The 20262-nt window shown below is 64.5% G+C and carries 18 protein-coding genes; 17 read left to right on the forward strand and 1 reads right to left on the reverse strand.

Annotated features, from left to right (window positions below; translation table 11 throughout):
* Positions 1-10 precede the first annotated feature (10 nt).
* Genes I7X43_RS05730 through I7X43_RS05740 form a run of 3 tightly spaced genes read left to right on the forward strand, consistent with a single transcriptional unit; the run spans position 11 to position 2993 of the window.
* Positions 11-1228, forward strand: coding sequence for a multidrug effflux MFS transporter (locus I7X43_RS05730; protein ID WP_198099969.1), 1218 nt, complete (start codon positions 11-13; stop codon positions 1226-1228).
* Positions 1229-1279: 51 nt separating this feature from the next.
* Positions 1280-2059, forward strand: coding sequence for a substrate-binding periplasmic protein (locus I7X43_RS05735; protein ID WP_198099970.1), 780 nt, complete (start codon positions 1280-1282; stop codon positions 2057-2059).
* Between the two features lie 55 nt (positions 2060-2114).
* A complete protein-coding gene (locus I7X43_RS05740) occupies positions 2115-2993 on the forward strand; it encodes a carbonic anhydrase (RefSeq protein WP_198099971.1) in 879 nt (292 codons plus the stop codon).
* Here I7X43_RS05740 and I7X43_RS05745 read toward each other — a convergent pair.
* The gene (locus I7X43_RS05745; protein ID WP_198099972.1) at positions 2977-3681 is read right to left on the reverse strand and encodes a substrate-binding periplasmic protein; all 705 of its coding nucleotides are present in this window, start codon (positions 3679-3681) and stop codon (positions 2977-2979) included. The two genes, I7X43_RS05740 and I7X43_RS05745, sit on opposite strands and share 17 nt — an antisense overlap.
* Positions 3682-4108: 427 nt before the next feature.
* Here I7X43_RS05745 and I7X43_RS05750 point away from each other — a divergent pair, with 427 nt between their 5' ends.
* The 14 genes from I7X43_RS05750 to ftsA all read left to right on the forward strand — a co-directional run bounded on the left by I7X43_RS05750 (position 4109) and on the right by ftsA (position 20262).
* Positions 4109-4537: a division/cell wall cluster transcriptional repressor MraZ gene (locus I7X43_RS05750; protein WP_198100361.1), complete on the forward strand. Its 429-nt coding sequence runs from the start codon at positions 4109-4111 to the stop codon at positions 4535-4537.
* Positions 4538-4539: 2 nt separating this feature from the next.
* Entirely contained in the window at positions 4540-5502 is a 963-nt protein-coding gene (gene rsmH / locus I7X43_RS05755; protein ID WP_310737527.1) for a 16S rRNA (cytosine(1402)-N(4))-methyltransferase RsmH, read from the forward strand.
* Positions 5503-5511: 9 nt separating this feature from the next.
* Entirely contained in the window at positions 5512-5805 is a 294-nt protein-coding gene (gene ftsL, locus I7X43_RS05760) for a cell division protein FtsL (protein ID WP_198099973.1), read from the forward strand.
* On the forward strand, positions 5802-7580 hold the full coding sequence (locus I7X43_RS05765) for a peptidoglycan D,D-transpeptidase FtsI family protein (RefSeq protein ID WP_198099974.1): 1779 nt from the start codon (positions 5802-5804) through the stop codon (positions 7578-7580). The genes ftsL and I7X43_RS05765 overlap by 4 nt, the downstream gene beginning before the upstream one ends.
* 8 nt (positions 7581-7588) lie before the next feature.
* Positions 7589-9088, forward strand: coding sequence for a UDP-N-acetylmuramoyl-L-alanyl-D-glutamate--2,6-diaminopimelate ligase (locus tag I7X43_RS05770; protein WP_198099975.1), 1500 nt, complete (start codon positions 7589-7591; stop codon positions 9086-9088).
* Between the two features lie 76 nt (positions 9089-9164).
* Positions 9165-10577, forward strand: a complete 1413-nt coding sequence (locus I7X43_RS05775) for a UDP-N-acetylmuramoyl-tripeptide--D-alanyl-D-alanine ligase (RefSeq protein ID WP_375140386.1) — start codon at positions 9165-9167, stop codon at positions 10575-10577.
* On the forward strand, positions 10571-11749 hold the full coding sequence (gene mraY / locus I7X43_RS05780) for a phospho-N-acetylmuramoyl-pentapeptide-transferase (RefSeq protein WP_198099977.1): 1179 nt from the start codon (positions 10571-10573) through the stop codon (positions 11747-11749). The genes I7X43_RS05775 and mraY overlap by 7 nt, the downstream gene beginning before the upstream one ends.
* A 1-nt stretch (position 11750) precedes the next feature.
* Positions 11751-13505, forward strand: a complete 1755-nt coding sequence (locus I7X43_RS05785) for a Mur ligase family protein (RefSeq protein WP_198099978.1) — start codon at positions 11751-11753, stop codon at positions 13503-13505.
* On the forward strand, positions 13502-14743 hold the full coding sequence (gene ftsW / locus I7X43_RS05790) for a putative lipid II flippase FtsW (protein ID WP_198099979.1): 1242 nt from the start codon (positions 13502-13504) through the stop codon (positions 14741-14743). The genes I7X43_RS05785 and ftsW overlap by 4 nt, the downstream gene beginning before the upstream one ends.
* Positions 14740-15831, forward strand: a complete 1092-nt coding sequence (gene murG, locus I7X43_RS05795; RefSeq protein ID WP_198099980.1) for an undecaprenyldiphospho-muramoylpentapeptide beta-N-acetylglucosaminyltransferase — start codon at positions 14740-14742, stop codon at positions 15829-15831. The genes ftsW and murG overlap by 4 nt, the downstream gene beginning before the upstream one ends.
* A complete protein-coding gene (gene murC, locus I7X43_RS05800) occupies positions 15828-17234 on the forward strand; it encodes a UDP-N-acetylmuramate--L-alanine ligase (protein ID WP_198099981.1) in 1407 nt (468 codons plus the stop codon). The genes murG and murC overlap by 4 nt, the downstream gene beginning before the upstream one ends.
* Positions 17235-17242: 8 nt before the next feature.
* A complete protein-coding gene (locus I7X43_RS05805) occupies positions 17243-18211 on the forward strand; it encodes a D-alanine--D-alanine ligase (protein WP_198099982.1) in 969 nt (322 codons plus the stop codon).
* Between the two features lie 7 nt (positions 18212-18218).
* Entirely contained in the window at positions 18219-19031 is an 813-nt protein-coding gene (locus I7X43_RS05810) for a cell division protein FtsQ/DivIB (RefSeq protein ID WP_198099983.1), read from the forward strand.
* A gap of 1 nt (position 19032) precedes the next feature.
* Positions 19033-20262, forward strand: a complete 1230-nt coding sequence (gene ftsA, locus I7X43_RS05815; protein ID WP_198099984.1) for a cell division protein FtsA — start codon at positions 19033-19035, stop codon at positions 20260-20262.

Below are 20262 nucleotides of genomic sequence, written 5' to 3' on the forward strand. Positions count from 1 at the left end.
CCCCCGTCGCATGCATCCTCAAGCCGCCAGTCTTTGGCGCCACCCGCGCTGGACCTTGGCGGTGTTGCTGGCCACCCTGGGCATGTTGGGTCCGTTCTCGATTGACACCTACTTGCCGGCATTCGAGGGCATTGCGCGCTCCACCGGCGCCACTCCAGTGCAATTGCAGCAAACCCTCTCGGGTTATTTGCTGGGTTTCGCCGTGATGAACTTGTTCCACGGCGCTTTGTCCGACAGTTTGGGGCGTCGGCCGGTGGTGCTGGGCGGACTGGTGGTGTTCACGCTGGCTTCGGTTGGCTGTGCCCTGTCGCAGCGGATTGAAACGCTGATTCTTTTCCGGGCGCTGCAGGGCATGTGTGCCGGCGCCGGCATGGTGGTTAGCCGCGCCGTGATTCGGGACCTCTTCCCGCCCTCCGAGGCGCAGCGCGTGATGTCCCAAGTCACCATCTTTTTTGGTGTGGCCCCGGCCATCGCGCCGGTCTTGGGAGGCTATCTCTACGTTCACGCCGATTGGCACGCGATTTTTTGGTTTCTGGCCGGCATCGGCTGCTTGATGACCGTGGTCAATGCCCGCCTCTTGCCGGAGAGCCTGCCCCCAGCCTCGGTGCAACCCTTTGCACTGCGCCCCCTGATGACGGGATACGCGGGGTTGGTCCGCAATCCTCGGTTCTTGCTGCTCGTGCTGGCCAGCGGCATTCCGTTCAACGGCATGTTCCTGTATGTCTTGGCCGCCCCCACCTTTCTGGGCCATCACTTGGCCTTCGCGCCGACCCAGTATTTCTGGTTTTTCCTGTGCAGCATCGGCGGCATCATGGGGGGCGCAGCCTGGAGCGGCCGCTTGGCGGGCCGCATCGCGCCGGAGCGACAAGTGCGCCGCGGGTTTCGCATCATGGTGGCCGCAACGGTGGCCAATGTGGCGTTGGTGAGTCTGGCTCCGCAGGCGGCTCGATGGAGCTTGCCTCTGATTGGCTGCTTCAGCCTGGGGTGGTCCTTGATGGTGCCGGTGGTCACGCTGATGGTTTTGGACCAGGCGCCGGACCGCCGGGGCATGGCCTCGTCCCTGCAGTCGGCCATCGCGGCCGCGGCCAATGCCCTGGTGGCCGGCGCCTTGGTGCCCTTGGTCATGCATTCCTTGGTTGGGCTGGCCTTGGCGTCTGCGGCATCGCTCACCGTGGGGCTGCTGTCTTGGCGCCTGGTTCGACGGCAAGGGCAGTCTGGGTCGTCCTGACTGGGGATTCAAGCGCTTGCGTGTGCGGCCCGGATCGCTATATTGGGCCCCATGAAATTCCTTCATCACCTCTGTGGAGGCTGGCTGCTGATAACGCTCTGGTGTGGCGTGGCCAGCGCCCAAGGGGTGACCCTCCGCTTGTGTGCCGAGGATGAAGACGCCCACCCTTGGCTGGTGCGAGAGGGGGGCGGGGCCAATGGCGTGATGCTGCGGATGGTGGAGCAAAAACTCGGGGTGCGCTTCCAGGTGGAGCGGATGCCATGGCGGCGCTGTCTGCTCTCGATGAAAGAGGGGCAGGTGGACGGGGGCTTCAAGGCCAGTTACAGCGCCGAACGGGCGACGTTTTTGGCTTACCCGATGAAGAACGGTCAGGTGGACGAGGAGCGGCGCATGCTGACCGAGAGCTACCACTTCTACCGTCGCAAGAGCAGCTTGCTGGTTTGGGACGGGGCGCGCATGAACCGGCAGCCCGAATCGGTCGGGGCCCAGTCGGGCTTTTCCATCGTGGGGCGCTTGCGCAACCAAGGCTTCACCGTGGATGACGGCAATCGCCTGAGCGAAGCCGTGTTGGTGAAGCTGCAGAAAGGCCGGGTCGAGTTGGCCGCGCTGCAAACCTTGGCAGCGGACCGGGTGTTGCAGCGGCGCCCCGAGTTGGCGGCCGAGTTGGAGCGCATGGAGCCTGCGCTGGTGTCGCAGGCGTATTACCTGGTGTTCGCCTTGCCTTTTGCGCAGAAAGCCCCGGCGCTGGTGGACCGGGTTTGGGACACGATTGGTGCGGTGCGGGAGGCCTTGCCTTACCAGCAAGCCTTGAACGAACTGATGGGTAACTGAAGCCCCGCCGCATCGGCTGCCTCAAGTCTGTGGGCATCCTGCCGAAAGCTGCAGCATGAAGAACCGTTCAGTGGTGATGCTCGCCCTGTTGCTGGGGTTGACGGGTGTGCGAGCACCGGCGGAGGAGCCGCCGAAAAACCTGCGCCAACGCCTGGCTGACAAGCTGGAGCAAGACAAGGCCGCGGAGCTCAAGGTGCAGAACCGCGGTGCGGCGACGCTTGGCGGCAAGACGGCGCCCAAGGCGGCCGCCAAACCCGACGGGCATGCCTGGGGGTATGCCGGCGACGGCGCTCCCGATCGCTGGGGGGAACTCAGCCCCGAGAACCGCCTGTGCGCGCTGGGCACACGGCAAACCCCCATCGACATTCGCGACACGCTGAAGGTGGATTTGGAGCGGATTCAGTTCGACTATCGGGTCAGCCGCTTCAGTGTGATCGACACCGGCCATGCGATCCAGGCCAATGTGGAGCCGGGCAACTTTCTGTCCGTTGCGGGCCGCCGGTTTGAATTGCAGCAGTTTCACTTCCACAAACCCAGCGAAGAGCGGATTAACGGCCGTGCGTTCGACATGGTGGCCCACTTGGTCCACAAGGACCCCGAAGGCAAGCTGGCGGTGGTGGCCGTCTTGCTGGAACGCGGGCAGGATCAAGGGCAGGTTCAGCAGGTCTTGAACAGCTTGCCTCTGGAGAAACTGCAGCTTCAGTGGGCGCCAGATGAAATCGATGTGGGCCAACTCCTGCCCACGGATCGCGCCTACTACACCTTCATGGGCAGCCTGACCACGCCCCCCTGCAGCGAAGGGGTGCTCTGGCTCGTGCTGCGTCAGCCCGTGCCGATCGGTGCTCAGCAACTGGCCATCTTTGGCAAGCTGTATCCGATGAATGCGCGACCCACCCAGCCCTCGGGGGGACGAATCATCAAGGAGTCTTTGTAGGACTCGCGGCCGGATTCAAGTGCTCGACGAGCAGGGTATCCAAACTGCCATCGGACTTCATGGACTGGATGGCCTTGTTGATGGCTGGCAGCCAGGCCATTGCATGACTGGAACGGCGGCTGATGCCGACGTGATAGTCCTTAGTGAAAAAAGGTTTGGGTGCACGATCAATCAAGCCCTTGAACCGATCCTGCCGCAGAAGAAACAGGGCTGACCAATGATTGGCGAACACCGCGTCCACGCGGCCCGCAATGAGTTTGATGAAATTTTGCTCGTCTGAGCCTCCGACATCGACGCTGAGCCGATCTGCCTGAATGGCACGATCGAGGGCCTCGCCCAGGTTGTGGCCACGTGTCACCCCGAGGCGCAAGCCTTTGAAGTCTGCGAACTGAACCCAAGCAAGGGTCTCGCCTGCGCGGAAGTACACGTAGCCCAATTTTTGGAACAAAGGCTCACTAAAAGCCAGCAACGCCTCACGTTCTGGGTTGCGCGAGATGACGGTCACTCCGTCGTGGCGCCCTTGCTGGAGCTCAAGCAAGAGGCGTTTCATGGGGAAAAGCTCCAGTCTGGCCGCGAACCCGGCCCGGCGACCGATCTCACGGATCAGTGCCAGTGACAGGCCGGTTTGTGCAAGCCCTCCCCGTTCCCGGGTGAACGGGGGCCAATTGCCTTCTTCTGCGAAGCGCAAGAGCGGCGTTGCCGCACACAGGGTGGGCCCCAATCCCAACACCATAAGGCCGAGTCGGCGATTCATCGCGTGCTCCGAGTTGTCTTGATGTTGGGCGGGAAACGGAGTGCTGGCAACACATTTGCCCCCCTTATTCACGTGTTTCTCGATGTGGTTTCCCCGTTGAGCTTTCCCTGGGGTCTTCACTGATGTGAGGGGGTGCTGGCCTCCTTGCGTTCTCAAGCTTCACTTGCTTAGCGCACTCCAAGTTGTTTATCTGAATCACTTTTTTTTGATTTCCTGTGACGACGGTCGCGGCGGTAAGTCGTTGATACGCCAAGCACTTTTTTACGGGTTGCGGTGTGACGAAGGTAATTGCAGGGGGTAAAGTTGCGAAAAGTGGGTTTTTGTGGATTGCGAGGGTGCTGTGGCCGATCCGGCGGGTGGGGTGTTTCAGGGGACGTCGGTCTTGGCCATGGATGCCAAGGGCCGCACCGCTGTGCCCACTCGCTTTCGCGATGCCTTGGCCGCGCAATGCGCCGGGCAGCTCACCCTGGTCAAGAGCCCTGAGGGCTGTCTCAAGCTCTATCCCCAACCCATTTGGCTTGAATTGCGGGCGCGTTTGCTGGCGCTGCCGCAAGAGGCCGCGGCGTGGCGACGCTTCTTGTTGGGGAGTGCCCAGGACGTTGAGTTGGACGCCGCCGGCCGCTTCTTGATCGCGCCCGAACTGCGCAGCTTCGCAAAGCTGCAGCGCGACCTGAAGTTCATGGGCGTGGGCTCACATTTCGAGCTCTGGGATGCCCAGGTGCATGCCGATCACGAGGCGGCCACGATGGCCTCGCCCATGCCGGCCTCCATCGCCGAACTGAACTTCTGATCGTGGCGCCGGTGATCGACTCTCCCAGCGCCGAAGCCAGCGCCGCGCGTCCGCACCTCACGGTGATGCTGCATGAGGCGGTGAACGCCCTGCTGCATACCGAGGCCGACCTCAACGGCGTGTATGTGGATGGAACGTTTGGCCGCGGTGGCCACAGCCGTTTGCTGCTGTCCCGGTTGGGCCCGCAAGGCCGCCTCATCGCGCTGGATCGTGATCCCGCCGCGCTGGCGGCCGGGCGCTCGGTCAGTGATCCACGGTTTTCCATCCATCACGCCCAGTTTTCCGACTGGGCGGAGGTGGTGCGGAACTTGGGCGTGGGCCCGGTTCAGGGCTTGCTGCTGGATGTGGGGGTTTCCAGCCCCCAAATTGACGAAGCCGAACGCGGTTTTTCCTTCCGGATGGACGGCCCGCTGGACATGCGCATGGACCCAACTCAGGGTGAGTCGGCGGCCGATTTTCTGAACCGCGCCGACGTGCGCACACTGACAGAGGTGATTCGTGACTACGGGGAAGAACGGTTTGCTGGGCCGATTGCAAAGGCGCTTGTGGCTCGCCGCGAATCAGGGCCCCCATTGGCCCGCACCCGAGAGCTCGCTGAGTTGGTCGCGCGCGTCGTCAAGACCCGAGAGCCGGGGCAGGACCCTGCGACCCGCACGTTTCAAGCTTTACGGATTCACGTCAATGGTGAGCTTGAAGAGTTGCGCTGCGCGCTCGACCGCACGCTTGAGGGACTGAGCCGGGGCGGACGTTTGGCCGTCATCAGCTTTCATTCGCTGGAAGACCGAATGGTCAAGCGCTTCATCCAGGCGCACAGCAAGGACGAACCCGACCGTCGTGCACCGTTTGCGCCGCCACGGGCCATGCCGTTGCGCGCCATCGCCCGGATACACCCCAGTGCCGACGAAGTGGCGGCCAATCCTCGCTCCCGCAGCGCTGTGCTGCGGGTGGCGGAGCGTGTGAATTGAGGGCGCACCATGTGGTTGCGCCTGAATGTCCTGCTGCTGGTGGCCCTGGTGCTGTCCGCGCTGGCGCAGGTGCGGCAGAGCTACGAACACCGTCGGACTTTTGCTGCGTTCGAGCGCAGCAAGTTCGAGGCCCGGAAGCTGGAGGCTGATTTGGCCCACCTTCAAGCCGAACGTGAAAACGAGGCCACCAACCTGCGCGTGGAGCAACTCGCTCGCGAGCGATTGCTCATGCGCCCCATCAGCCCGGCAGTGACTTTGGCCACTGCTTCTTCGCCGGCCGCGTCGGCCGCCTCCCAACCATGAAGCTGTTCCCCTCCAAGCCCGACGGTTCGGCGTCGCTGAGCTATGGCAGCAGCCCGCTGCTCAAGAGCAAGACCCCCGTGTGGCGCTCCCGCTTGTTGGTTGCGGCCATCGGGGCAGCTTTCGTGGGCTTGCTGGGCCGCGCGGTCTACGTTCAGGTTTGGGCTGAGGACTTCTTCCAGGCCCAAGGCGAGCAACGCTACGCGGCCACACTGGAATTGCCCGCCAGTCGGGGACGCATTCAGGACCGCAATGGCCACCTGCTGGCGGCCAGCGTGGCGGTGCCCTCGGCCTGGGCGGTGCCGCAGGAGGTCTCGCGCGATGACCGAGCCCGCCTCAGCAAGATCTTGGGGCTGAGCCGTGATGAGGTGGATCGCAAGCTGGACATCGAAGGTCGATTCGCTTGGCTCAAACGCGAACTGGACGACGAGACCTCGCAGGCGCTGAAGGCGGCCAAGATCAAAGGCGTGTACCAGGACCGCGAGTTCCGCCGCCGCTACCCGGAAGGTGAAGCCTCGGCCCATGTGGTGGGTTTCACGAACCTGGAGGATCGAGGGCAGGAGGGCATTGAGCTCGCGTTCCAGCGCCAACTCCAGGGCCAAGACGGTCGGCGTGGCGTCGTCCGGGACCGGCTGGGTCGCATCGTCGAGGACATGGGGGATGCGCTCCCCGCGCAGCACGGTCAAGACGTGCAGCTGTCGCTGGACGCCAAGGTGCAGTTCTTTGCCTATCAACGCATCCGCGACGCCGTTGCCGAGCACAAAGCCAAGGCGGGGTCGTGCGTGGTGCTGGACGCGCAAACCGGGGAGATCTTGGCGTTGGCGAACTACCCGAGTTTCGACCCGGCCACGCGCAAGAACCTCACAGGGAATCAGCTGCGCAATCGCGCCTTGACTGACGTGTTTGAACCGGGCTCGACCATGAAGCCCTTCATTGCCGCTTTGGCTTTGGAGCGTGGCAAGGTTCAGCCGGACACGGTGATCAATGCCAACCCGTTCAGCATCAATATCAGCGGCTGGCACCCCACCGATGTGCACCGCTATGACGCCTTGACGGTGCAGCAGGTCATCCAGAAGTCCAGCAACGTGGGCACGACCAAGATGGCCATGATGTTCCAGCCCCACGAGCTGCACGAGATGTACAGCGGCATTGGGCTGGGGCAACGGCCGGGGCTGCAGTTCCCCGGGGCTGTTAGCGGCAAGCTTCGGCCTTGGAAAAGTTGGCGCCCCATTGAACAGGCGACCATGAGCTATGGCTACGGCTTGTCGGCCAGTTTGTTGCAGCTGGCGCGGGCCTATACCGTCTTTGCCCATGATGGCGAAGTGCTGCCCGTGACCTTGAACAAGCTGCCGTCGGACCAACCCGTTCGGGGAGCTCGGGTGTTTTCGCCGGAGACGGCGAGAGAAATTCGCACCATGCTCCAAATGGCCACCACGGAGCAGGGAACGGGGCCCAAGGCGCAGGTGCTGGGGTACAGCGTGGGCGGCAAGAGCGGCACGGCCCACAAGCAGGAAGGCCGCGGGTACGCCAGCAACAAGTACCGCAGCTGGTTTGTGGGGTTGGCGCCCGTGAGCAAGCCACGGGTGATCGTGGCGGTCATGGTGGACGAGCCCAGCAATGGGGTGCATTACGGCGGTGCGGTGGCGGCTCCGGTGTTCAGCCAGGTGGTTTCCCAAACGTTGCGCCTCATGAATGTGGCGCCCGATTTGGATGTTCAAAGCCAGATCGTGGCGATGAATACGGCGACCAAGTTCACGCCCGTGCTTGAAAGTTTTTGAGTTCACTCATGACCATCACCCGCCTCAAATCCCCTGATGCTGCTGCGCGATGGCTGCGCGAGTGGTGCACCGGAACGCTGGTGAGCGACAGCCGCGCCGTGCGCCCGGGCGATGCCTTCGTGGCTTGGCCTGGCCATGTGCGCGACGGCCGCAGCTTCGTCCGGCAAGCGCTGGCGGCGGGCGCCGCCACCTGCCTGGTCGAAGCTGAAGGCTTGGAGGCCTTCGGCTTCGACGACGCCCGCGTGGCCGCGCTGCCCGAACTCAAACGCCACACCGGTGCCATCGCCGCCGAGTTCTTTGACCAGCCCACCCGGGCACTGGACGTCATCGCCGTCACCGGCACGAATGGCAAGACCAGCACCGCCTGGTGGACCGCGCAGGCGCTCAGCCTGGCCGGGCGCCGCTGCGGTGTGGTGGGCACCCTGGGGGTGGGTGAGCCACCGGCGCCTGATGGCCGCGCGGCGGCCCTGCCAATCGAATACACCGGCCTGACCACGCCCGATCCGGTGCGCTTGCAGCAGGGTTTCAAAAGCATGCGCGAGGCTGGCTTTGCCGCCTGCGCCATCGAAGCCAGCAGCATTGGCATCGAGGAACACCGCCTGGGCGGCGTGCAGATCAAGGTGGCGCAGTTCACCAACTTCACGCAGGACCACCTGGACTACCACGGCAGCATGGAGGCTTATGCCGCGGCCAAGCGCAAGCTGTTCGACTGGCCCGGCCTGCAGGCCGCGGTGTTGAACGTCGACGATGCGCAGGGCGCCGCCTGGGCCGCCGAGTTGCAGGGTCGCACCGACCTCTGGACCGTGGGCACGGCGGCCGCAGCACGCCTGCGCGGTGCCCACCCGCGCTACACCGCGCAAGGCCTGGCCTTTGACGTGATGGAAGGCGGCGAACACCGCACGGTGCAGACCGGCCTGATCGGCGACTACAACCTGCACAACTGGCTGGGTGTGCTGGCCGCGCTGCGCGCGCTGGGCATCCCGCTGGATGAGGCACTTGCCGCCTGCAGCCCGGTGACCCCGGTGCCCGGCCGCATGCAGCGCATTGGCACGGGCCGCGAGCTGCCGATGGTGGTGGTGGACTATGCCCACACGCCCGATGCGCTGGACAAAGCGCTCTCGGCCCTGAAGCCCCTGGCCGCCGCGCGTGGGGGCAAGCTGCACGTTGTGTTCGGCTGCGGTGGCGACCGAGACCGCGGCAAGCGCCCGCAAATGGGCGCCATCGCTGCCCGGCTGGCCGACGCCGTGGTGCTCACCAGTGACAACCCGCGCACCGAGGCCCCGGCGCAAATCCTCTCGGACATCGCCGCAGGGGTCGGTGGCGAACACCAGGCCATCGAGAACCGCGCCGAGGCCATCCGCACGGCCGTGCTCGGCGCGGCGCGCGAGGACCTGATCGTCATCGCCGGCAAGGGCCACGAGGACTATCAGGAGATCCAGGGCGTCAAGCACCCGTTTGACGATGCCCAGCAAGCGCGTGCGGCCTTGATCGAGCGGGCCGGGCTATGAGCGCCGCACGGCCGCTCCGAAGGCGCTCGCTCCCCCTCAGGGGGACGGCGCACAGCGCCAAGGGGGCGTCATGAACATGTGGACCCTGGCGGAGGCGGTTCAGGCCCTGCGCGAACGCGGTGTGGCTGCCGAATTGTTCGGTGATGCCAGCCTCGCCTTTCAGCGCGTGCACACCGACACGCGCAGCCTGCAGGCCGGTGATCTGTTTGTGGCTCTCCGGGGCGAGCGCTTTGATGCCCACGAATTCCTGCCGCAGGCGGCTGCAGCGGGCGCCGTGGCGGCCCTGGCCGAGCGGGGGCTCGCGGGTTGGAATGGCATCCAGGTGCCGGACACCCGGTTGGCCTTGGCGGCCCTGGCCGGGGCTTGGCGCGCGCGCCACAGCCTGCCGCTGATCGCGGTGACGGGCTCCAATGGCAAGACCACGGTCACGCAAATGGTGGCCGGCATCTTGCGTGCCTGGGTGGGCGAGGCGGCGACCCTGGCCACAGCAGGCAACTTCAATAACGACATTGGCGTTCCGTTGACGCTGCTGCGCTTGCGCCAGCAAGAGGATGGCCTGTGGCATCGGGCAGCAGTGGTCGAGATCGGCATGAACCACCCCGGGGAGATCGCGCCGCTGGCCTTGTTGGCCGCTCCCACGGTGGCTTTGGTGAACAACGCCCAGCGCGAGCACCAGGAGTTCATGGCCACGGTGGAGGCCACGGCGCGTGAGAACGGCTGTGCCTTGAACGCGCTGTCGGCCCAGGGGACTGCCGTGTTTCCAGCCGACGATGTGTGTGCACCCATTTGGTGGCAGTTGGCGGGCGAACGCGCGCACCTGACCTTTGCCTTGCAGGGGGCTGCGGACCTCACGGCTGACGCGCTGTGGCAAGACACACATTGGGCGGTGACGTTGCACACGCCCGGGGGGGAGATGCCCCTCGAACTGCGCATGCCGGGCCTACACAACCTGCGCAACGCTTTGGCTGCGGCGGCCTGTGCGATGGCGGCGGGGGCACCGCTGCTGGCGGTCAAGAGTGGCCTTGAGGACTTCAAAGCCGCCAAGGGACGTTCACAAGTTCACCGACTGCAGGGACCCGAAGGGCTCTGGACGTTGGTGGATGACACGTACAACGCCAACCCCGATTCCATGCGGGCGGCAATTGAGCTGCTCGCCGGTTTGCCGGGCCCCAGGTGGCTCCTTTTGGGCGACATGGGGGAGGTGGGTGACCAAGGCCCGGCCTTTCACGCCGAAGTCGGCGCTTTGGCCCGTGAGCGGGGCATTGAGCATCTGTGGTGTGTCGGGGTTGCCGCGCGAGCGGCCGCCGCTGCTTACGGCACCCACGCGCGGTGCTTTGCCGATGCGGGACAGGCGGCTGACGCCGTGGCGATGGAGGCTCCGCGCGCGGTCAGTGTTCTGGCCAAGGGCTCGCGCTTCATGCGCATGGAACAAACCGTGGCCGCGCTGCTGGCGCGCGCCACTCCCCGTACGGAGAACGCGGCATGCTGATTCTGTTGGCCGAGTGGTTGCAAGGTCTGCAACCCGACTGGGGCTGGTTGCGCCTTTTCCAATACATCACTTTTCGCGCCGTGATGGCGGCGATGACGGCGTTGCTCATTGGTCTGGCCTTTGGCCCCTGGGTGATTCGCTACCTGACGTCCTTGAAGATCGGTCAACCGGTTCGGGAGTACGGTGTCCAGAGCCACCTCAAGAAGAGCGGCACGCCCACGATGGGAGGCGTGCTCGTGCTGCTGGCGATTGCCGCCTCCACCCTTCTGTGGTTCGACTGGAACAACCGCTTCGTCTGGGTGGTGATGCTGGTGACCACCGGGTTTGGGGCCGTCGGGTGGGTGGATGACTGGCGCAAAGTCGTCAACAAAAACCCGGAAGGCATGCGGAGTCGCGAAAAGTTTTTCTGGCAGAGCCTGATTGGTCTGCTCGCCGCGATCTACCTGGCGTTCTCGGTGTCGGAGACCAGCTTCATTCGCGTGGCCGAATTGTTCTTTCGCTGGGTGAGTTCGGGCTTTTCGACCGACCTGCCGCCCAAAGCAGATTTGATCGTGCCCTTCTTTAAAACCATCAGCATGCCGCTGGGGGTTTGGGGCTTCATGCTGTTCAGCTACTTCGTGATTGTGGGCGCCAGCAACGCGGTGAATTTCACCGATGGCTTGGATGGGTTGGCCATCATGCCGGTGGTGATGGTGGGCTCTGCGCTCGGCGTGTTCGCCTATGCCACGGGCTCTTCGGTGTTCTCGAAGTACCTGTTCCTGCCGCACATTCCTGGGGCCGGTGAACTGTTGATCTTCTGTGCGGCGATGGCCGGTGCCGGATTGGCCTTTCTGTGGTTCAACGCCCACCCGGCCCAGGTTTTCATGGGTGACGTCGGCGCCCTGGCCCTGGGTGGGGCGCTGGGAACCATTGCCGTCATCACGCGCCAGGAAATTGTGCTCGCGATCATGGGCGGCATCTTCGTGGCAGAAACGCTCAGCGTGATGCTGCAGGTCAGCTGGTTCAAGTACACCAAGAAGAAGTACGGGGAAGGCCGTCGCCTGTTCCGCATGGCGCCGCTTCATCACCACTTCGAAAAGAAGGGTTGGACCGAGACACAAGTCGTGATCCGCTTCTGGATCATCACCATGTTGCTGTGCATGGTGGGCCTGGCCTCCTTGAAGCTCCGCTGACATGCTTGACCTCCTGCGCAATCAATCCGTGCTGGTGCTGGGCCTGGGCGACAGCGGCTTGGCCATGGCCGCCTGGGCTGCCTGGCAGGGTGCAGCGCGGGTTCGGGTGTGGGACTCGCGAGAGGCCGCGCCCCAAGATGCGGCACTGGTTGCGTTGGTGCCCCGCGCGGAGCGGCTGCGTGGGGCGCTTGTTGCGGATGACGTGCAAGATGCTCAGCGCATCCTCAAATCGCCGGGGCTCTCGCCCCGGGATGTCCGCCTGCAAGCGCTTTTGACGAGCGCGCGAGAACAGCAGGTGCGCATTCAAGGGGAACTCGATCTGTTTGCGGAGGCCCTGGCGGCGCTGAAGCATCAGTGGCGGTACGCCCCTGCTGTGTTGGCCATCACCGGGACCAATGGCAAAACCACGACGACCTCGCTCACGGGACAACTCTGCGAAGCCGCCGGCCTGTGCGTGGCCGTAGCGGGCAACATTGGCCCCACCCTTCTGGATACGCTGAGCGCCGCCCTTCGCGAGGAAGGGCACGCGCCGGTGCTGGAACCCCCTCAGCAGCTTGACCTCCCCATCCCCGACACGGCGGTGCTGCGGGACGAAGCGACGCAGTCCGCAGAAGCGGCGGAAGCTGACATCAGCTTGGAGCAGCTTGATGCGATGCTGGACCATCAAGCCCTGCCCATTGAACCGCCGCCGCCCAAGCCCCCCGAGTTCAAGGCGCTACCGGATGTGTGGGTGCTGGAGTTGTCCAGCTTTCAGTTGGACGGGGTCCAGGGGTTTGAACCGAGTGCGGCGACGGTGCTCAATGTCACGCAAGATCACCTCGATTGGCATGGTGATCTGCAAGCGTACGCCGCGGCGAAATCGCGGGTGTTCGGCACGCAAGCCTTGATGGTGGTGAACCGAGACGACGCCTGGGTGGAGTCCATGGTTCCCACCGCGCCCCCCCCGCCCGTCGGGGCGCGCGGCAAGCCGCTGAAAGTCACGGTCAAGTGGACGCCTCGGCGGGTGTGTCGTTTCGGCTTGAATGAGCCCCAGGCCCCCGGGGACTTTGGTTTGGTCGAGGCCGGAGGCATTGCGTGGTTGGCGCGGGCGGTGCCGACCGACGACACGCCAGTGCGGGTCAAGCGCGGGGGGCGGTCAGAGGCCCCGGAGGTTCAGATTCAACGGCTGATGCCGGCCGATGCCCTGCGCATTCGCGGGCGCCACAACAGCGCGAATGCCTTGGCCGCACTGGCCCTGGCTACCGAAATTGGGTGCCCCTTGGCACCGATGCTGCACGCCCTGCGTGAATACCGGGGCGAGCCCCACCGCGTGGAATGGGTGGGAACCTTGGCGGGTGTGGACTTCGTCGACGACAGCAAAGGGACCAATGTTGGGGCCACGGTAGCGGCGCTTGCGGGCCTGGGGGCCGACCGAGAAGGGGCCCGATTGAGCCTGATCTTGGGTGGTGACGGCAAGGGGCAAGACTTCAGCCCGCTGCGCGAGCCCGTTGCGCGTTACGCGCGGGCCGTTGCGCTGATTGGAAAAGACGCTGAAACCCTGGCTCATTGTTTGGAGACCACGGCGGTGCCGCTTCAGCGGCATGCCGACTTGGAGGCGGCCACGCGGTGGGCGTTTGAGCAGGCGCAGCACGGCGACACCGTGTTGCTGAGTCCGGCTTGCGCTTCGCTCGACATGTTCCGCAACTATGCCCACCGAGCGGAGGTCTTTGTGGCCACCGCGCGCGAGTTGGCGGCCGAGCGGGGAGAGATCCTGTGAACGGGATTGGGGGATGGAACCCGTTCAGGCCCAAGAGCGGTGACGAGGGGTTCACGCTGCCCGTACGGGATGGCATCCACATCCGAGACAGTCGTCCCACGCGGGCGTACGGCTACGACCTGCTCCTGGTGTGGGTGGTGGTCTGCCTCATGGCGCTGGGGCTGGTGATGGTGTATTCCGCCAGCATCGCGCTGCCGGACAACCCCCGTTTTGCACGCTACGCCTCCACCCATTTTTTGTCCCGCCATCTGCTGGCGATCGGCATCGCGCTGTGTGTGGCGCTGGCAGCGACCCAAGTTCCGGTGAAGTTCTGGGAGCGGATCACCCCCTGGCTCATGCTGGGGGCCTTGGTCCTGCTGGTGATTGTCTTGATTCCCGGTGTGGGCAAGGGCGTGAACGGGGCGCGCCGCTGGCTTCCGTTGGGCGTGATGAACTTCCAGCCGTCTGAACTGGCGAAATTCGCCATAGCGCTTTATGCCGCCAGCTACATGACGCGCAAGATGGACTTGCGGGAGCAGTTCTGGAAGTCGGTGGGCCCGATGCTGGCCACCTTGGGTGTGATGGGGCTTTTGCTGTTGGCCGAGCCCGACATGGGGGCCTTCATGGTGATCGCTGCCATCGCGATTGGCGTGCTGTTCCTGGGCGGGGTCAACGGTCGCATGTTCAGCTTGGTGCTCTTGGTGCTGGTGGGGGCGTTTGTCCTGATGATCACCTTCAGCGAGTTCCGCCGCGAGCGCATCTTTGCCTACCTGAACCCCTGGGACGAAAAGTACGCCGCGGGTAAGGCCTACCAGCTCACCCACTCTTTGATTGCCTTTGGACGCGGTGAGTGGTTCGGTCAAGGCTTGGGTGGGTCGGTGGAAAAGCTCCACTACTTGCCGGAAGCCCACACCGACTTTCTGCTCGCCGTGATTGGTGAGGAGTGGGGCTTGTTGGGTGTGGGCGTGGTGATCCTGGCGTTTTTCTGGTTGACCCGGCGCGTGATCTTGATTGGGCGCCAAGCCATTGCTTTGGACCGGGTCTTTGCCGGTCTGTACGCGCAAGGGGTGGGCATTTGGATGGGGGGGCAGGCGTTCATCAACATCGGGGTGAACTTGGGCGCGCTGCCGACCAAGGGATTGACCCTGCCGCTCCTGTCTTTCGGAGGCTCGGCCATTTTGATGAACCTGATCGCGTTGGCGGTGGTGTTGCGTGTGGATTTAGAAAACCGGGAACTCATGCGGGGCGGTCGAGCATGAGCGAACGCCACTTGGTCATCATGGCTGCCGGAACGGGCGGCCACGTCATTCCCGGCTTGGCCTTGGCCGCCGAAATGAAGCGGCGGGGCTGGTCCATCAGCTGGCTGGGCACCGCGCACGGCATGGAGAACCAGTTAGTGCCCAAGGCGGGGATTGAGCTGGACACCCTCCGTTTCTCCGGACTGCGCGGCAAGAACTTCATCGAGACTGTGTTCGGCGGCCTGCGCCTACTGAAGGCCTTTTGGGATTGCCTCGGCATCCTGCGCCGCCGCCGCGCCACCGCCGTGCTGGGGATGGGCGGCTATGTCTGCTTTCCCGGCGGCCTGATGGCCGCGCTGCTGGGCAAGCCGCTGGTGCTGGTGAATGCCGACGCCGGTCTGCTGCTCTCCAACAAGGCCCTGCTGCCGGTGGCCGACCGGGTCGCGTTCGGCTTTGGCTTCCAGGGCGTCGAGAAGATTCAACAAGGCGTGGTCACCGGCAACCCGGTTCGCGCGGCGATCGAGAACCTGCCCGCGCCGGCCGAGCGCTTCGCCGACCGCAGCGGCCCCTTGCGCGTGTTGGTGGTGGGCGGCTCGCTCGGCGCCAAGGCGCTCAACGAAGCCATTCCGGCCGCGCTGGCCCTGCTCAAGCCCGAACAGCGCCCCCAGCTGGTGCATCAGACCGGTAACGCCAACCTCGCTGCCGTGCTGGCGGATTACGACGAACGCGGCCTGCACGCCGAAGTGCGCCCCTTCATCGACGACATGGCGGCCGAGCTGGCTGCTGCCGATCTGGTGATTTGTCGCGCTGGCGCCATCACGATGAGCGAGCTCTGCGCAGCCGGTGTGGCCGCGGTGCTGGTGCCCCTGGTCGTCAAGACCACCGCGCACCAGCGCGACAACGCCCGGCATCTGGCGGCCCAGGGCGCGGCTCTCCATTTGCCGCAGGCCGAGGCCACGCCAGAGCGACTGGCCGCGCTACTTTCCAACGAGCTGAGTCGCGAGCGTTGCTTGGCCCTGGCCGAGGCCGCTCGGGCGCAGCATCGACCGGGGGCGGCCCAGCGTGTGGCAGATGCGATTGAAGCCCTGAACTCCGGAGTTCGCGCATGAAACACGCAGTGAAACGCATTCACTTCGTCGGCGTTGGCGGTGCTGGCATGTCCGGTATCGCGGAAATTCTCCACAACTTGGGATTTGCGGTCAGCGGCTCCGACCAAACGGCCAGCGGTGTAACCGACCGCTTGGCCCAACTGGGGCTCACGATCCACATCGGCCATGCGGCCGAGCACATCGGCGGCGCCCAGGCGGTAGTTACGTCCACGGCGGTGAAGGCCGACAACCCCGAGGTGCTGGCGGCCCGGGCCGCTCATGTGCCCGTGGTGCCGCGGGCCGTGATGCTGGCCGAGCTGATGCGACTGAAGTCGGGCATCGCCATCGCTGGCACGCACGGCAAGACGACGACGACCTCGCTGGTCACCTCCATCCTGGTGGAGGCGGGCCTGGACCCGACCTTTGTCATCGGTGGCCTGCTCAATGCCGCGGGGGCCAATGGGCAACTGGGCAAGGGCGAGTTCATCGTCGTCGAGGCCGACGAGAGCGATGCCAGCTTCCTGAACCTGAGCCCGGTGCTGTCCGTGGTCACCAACATCGACCAAGACCATATGGACACCTACGGGCATTCGGTGGAGCGCCTGCACCAGGCCTTCATCGACTTCCTGCACCGCATGCCCTTCTACGGTGCGGCGGTGGTGTGCAGCGACGACGCCGGTGTGCAGGCGGTGATCGAGCGCATCGAGCGCCCGCTGGTGCGCTATGGCCTGGGCGAGGATGCGAATGTGCGCGCTGTGGGCATCCAGGCGCTCAGCGGTGGGCAGATGCAGTTCACCTGCCAGCGCCGCAATGGCACGCAACTGCCCGACCTGCCCATCACCTTGAACCTGGCCGGCGAGCACAACGTGCGCAATGCACTCGCCGCCATTGCCGTGGCCACCGAGATTGGCATCGAGGACGCACCGATCCAGCGCGCCCTCGCGGCGTTCCAGGGCGTGGGCCGGCGCTTCCAACGCCATGGCCTGTGGCCGACCGCCAGTGGCGGGCAGTTCCTCCTGATTGACGACTACGGCCACCACCCGGTGGAAATGGCCGCCGTGCTTGCCGCCGCACGCGGCGCCTTCCCGCGCCAGCGCCTGGTGCTGGCTTTCCAGCCGCACCGCTACACCCGCACGCGCGACTGCTTCGAGGACTTCGTGCGCGTGCTCGGCCAGGCCGATGCCGTGCTGCTGACCGAGGTCTACAGCGCCGGCGAAGCCCCAATTCCCGCGGCGGATGGACGGGCTTTGGCGCGCGCCTTGCGACTGGCAGGCAAAGAACCCTTCTTTGTGCAGGACGTGTCCGACATGCCCGCGGCGCTGGCCCAGATGACGTGCGACGGCGATGTGGTCATTGGCATGGGGGCGGGCTCGATGAGCAGCTTGCCCAAACGCGTGGCCGAACACTTCTCTTCCAAGATCTGACTCTGACTATGTTTGACCTTTCTTCGATCGACCCGCGGGCTCTGGGCAAGGTTGCGGTGATGTTCGGCGGTACCAGTGCTGAGCGCCCGGTGTCGCTGATGAGCGGGGCCGGGGTGCTGGCTGCGCTGCAATCCCTGGGTGTTGACGCCCAGGCGTTTGACCCGGCCGAGCGCCCTTTACAGGCCTTGAAAGACGAGGGCTTTACCCGTGCGTTCATCGCTCTGCACGGGCGAGGGGGCGAAGATGGCACCGTGCAGGGGGCGCTGGAATGGCTGGGCATTCCGTACACCGGCTCTGGAGTTGCGGCTTCGGCCATGGCCATGGACAAGACCACGACCAAGCGCATTTGGCTGGCTGAGGGCTTGTCGACCCCACCGCACTTGGCGCTGTCGCGCGCCGAACTCACGCGGGAGCGCATTCGCGCCATTCCGGACACCTTGGGGTTGCCCGTGATGGTCAAGCCGCCGCATGAGGGCAGCTCCATCGGGATCAGCAAAGCCAAAGGGTATTCGGACATGCAAGGCGCCGTGGACCTGGCGCTGCAGTACGACGATGAACTGTTGTTCGAGACCTGCATCGATGGGCCGGAGCTCACCTGTGCAGTCCTGGGCGATGGACCTGCCGCCCAGGCGCTGCCCGTCGTGGAAATCCGCGCTGTGGGGGGGGAGTACAACTTCGAAAACAAATACATCAGCGATGCGACGGAGTATGTTTTCGGAAGCCTGACCGCGACACTCGAAGCTGAAGTGCAGGCCTTGGTTCTGAAGGCCTACCGCTTGCTGGGCTGCCGCGGGTGGGGGCGGGCTGACTTGATGCTGCGGCGCAGCGATCAAAAGCCGTTTTTGCTGGAAATGAACACCAGTCCGGGCATGACCTCGCACTCCTTGGTCCCCAAAGCCGCCGCCCAAGTGGGGTTGCCCTACCCGTCGCTGTGCCTGTGGCTGCTCGCCCAAGCGCGCTTGGACAGCCGGGCCTGATTCAGCCATGAGCGAAATTCCCACGTCCCACCCGTCCAGTGATTTGCGCTGGATGGTGCTGACGGCGCCCCTGTTGGCGTTGGTGGGGAGTCTGTTGCTCACGGGAAGCGCGGCGGTGTGGGTCGCGAAACGCCCGGTATTTGACTGGCGCCTGATCCGCATCGACGGGGATGTGGAACGCAACAGTTTGGCCACCTTGCGTGCGAATGCGCTGCCCAACCTCCGGGGCAATTTTCTGACGCTGGATTTGCAGCGTGCCCGTCAAGCCTTCGAGGCGGTGCCGTGGGTACGACACGCCCGGGTGCAACGCGTCTGGCCCGGGCAACTGCGCGTCACCCTGGAGGAACATCGCCCCGTAGCCTATTGGGACGGGCGAGGTGATTGGGGGGAGGCTGCCCCCGAGCGCGCGCTGCTGAACAGCTATGGCGAAGTATTTCAGGCGAATTTGGGTGACGTGGAAGACGAAGCCTTGCCTGTTTTGGCGGGCCCGCAAGGCACGGCCCCCAAAGTCCAACAACTCTGGCAGCAGCTTCAGGCGGTCAGCCAGCCCTTGGGCGAACGGGTGGTCCGCCTGGAGCTCACCGGCCGTGGATCGTGGCGGCTGGCGTGGGAAGGCGGCGCCCAAGTGGAGTTGGGCCGGGGCGAGCCTCAAGAACTGACCACCCGCTATCGGCGTTTCGCCGAGCACAGTCTGGCCGTTGCCCGCCGACTCCAAACCCAAGTCGCCAGCGCGGACTTGAGGCACGCCGAAGGGTATGCCCTCAAACTGGCCGGCGTGACCGTGAATCCCAACCTCAAGTCGAATAAGAGGAAACCCTAGTATGGCGAAGGAATACAAGGACCTGGTCGTTGGCCTGGATATCGGAACGTCCAAGATCATGGCCGTCGTCGGCGAGGTTATGCCGGGCGGTGATCTGCGCCTGGCTGGACTGGGAATGGCCCCTTCGTCTGGATTAAAGCGCGGCGTGGTGGTCAATATCGATGCCACCGTTCAGGCGATTCAGCAAGCCTTGAAAGAAGCGGAGATGATGGCCGACTGCAAGATCACCCGGGTTTTTACGGGGATTACGGGAAGCCATATCCGCGGGCAAAACTCCACCGGGATGGTCATCGTGCGGGACAAAGAGGTCTCGCCGGTGGATGTCACGCGAGTGGTTGAAACCGCGAAGGCGATCAATATTCCCAATGATCAACGCCTGCTATTGGTCGAACCTCAAGAGTTTGTAATCGATGGCCATGAGGTTAAGGAGCCCATTGGCATGAGTGGTGGCCGACTGGAGGTAAAGGTTCACATCGTGACCGGCGCCCAGTCTGCGGCCGAGAACATCGTCAAGTGCGTTCGCCGGTGCGGCTTGGAAGTTGAACAACTGGTGCTAAACCCAAGCGCCAGCGCACTTTCGGTCCTGACGCCGGATGAGCGAGAGCTGGGTGTCGCGCTGGTTGACATCGGGGCGGGCACGACGGATGTGGCCATCTTCACCGGGGGCTCCATCCGTCACACGGCGGTGATCCCCATCGCTGGCGATTTGATCACCTCCGACATCGCCATGGCCTTGCGCACGCCGACCAAAGATGCGGAAGAAATCAAAGTGGAATTCGGCGTGGCCAAGCAAATGTTGGCCGACCCCTTGGCGCAGGTCGAAGTACCCGGCCTGGGTGACCGAGCTCCGCGCATGCTCTCCAAGCAAGCTCTGGCTGGCGTAATTGAGCCCCGGATTGAGGAAATATTTTCTCTGGTGCATCAAGTCATCCGGGACTCGGGGTATGAGGAGCTTTTGAGTTCGGGGATTGTTTTAGCGGGTGGATCGGCCGTGATGCCTGGAATGATTGAGTTGGCGGAGGATATGTTCCTCAAGCCCGTTCGACGCGGCAATCCAACTTATAGCGGGCCCTTATTTGATATGGCTGCCAATCCTCGATGCGCAACGGTGATGGGTTTGTTGGAGGAGGGGCGGTTGGCCCGCACCCGGGGGCAAAAGGCGGCCCAGCATGCGGGCTCCATGAAAACCCTGATGCACCGCTTCAAAGACTGGTTTTCCGGCACCTTTTGA

Source organism: Inhella gelatinilytica (assembly GCF_016093295.1).
GTDB lineage: Bacteria > Pseudomonadota > Gammaproteobacteria > Burkholderiales > Burkholderiaceae_C > Inhella > Inhella gelatinilytica.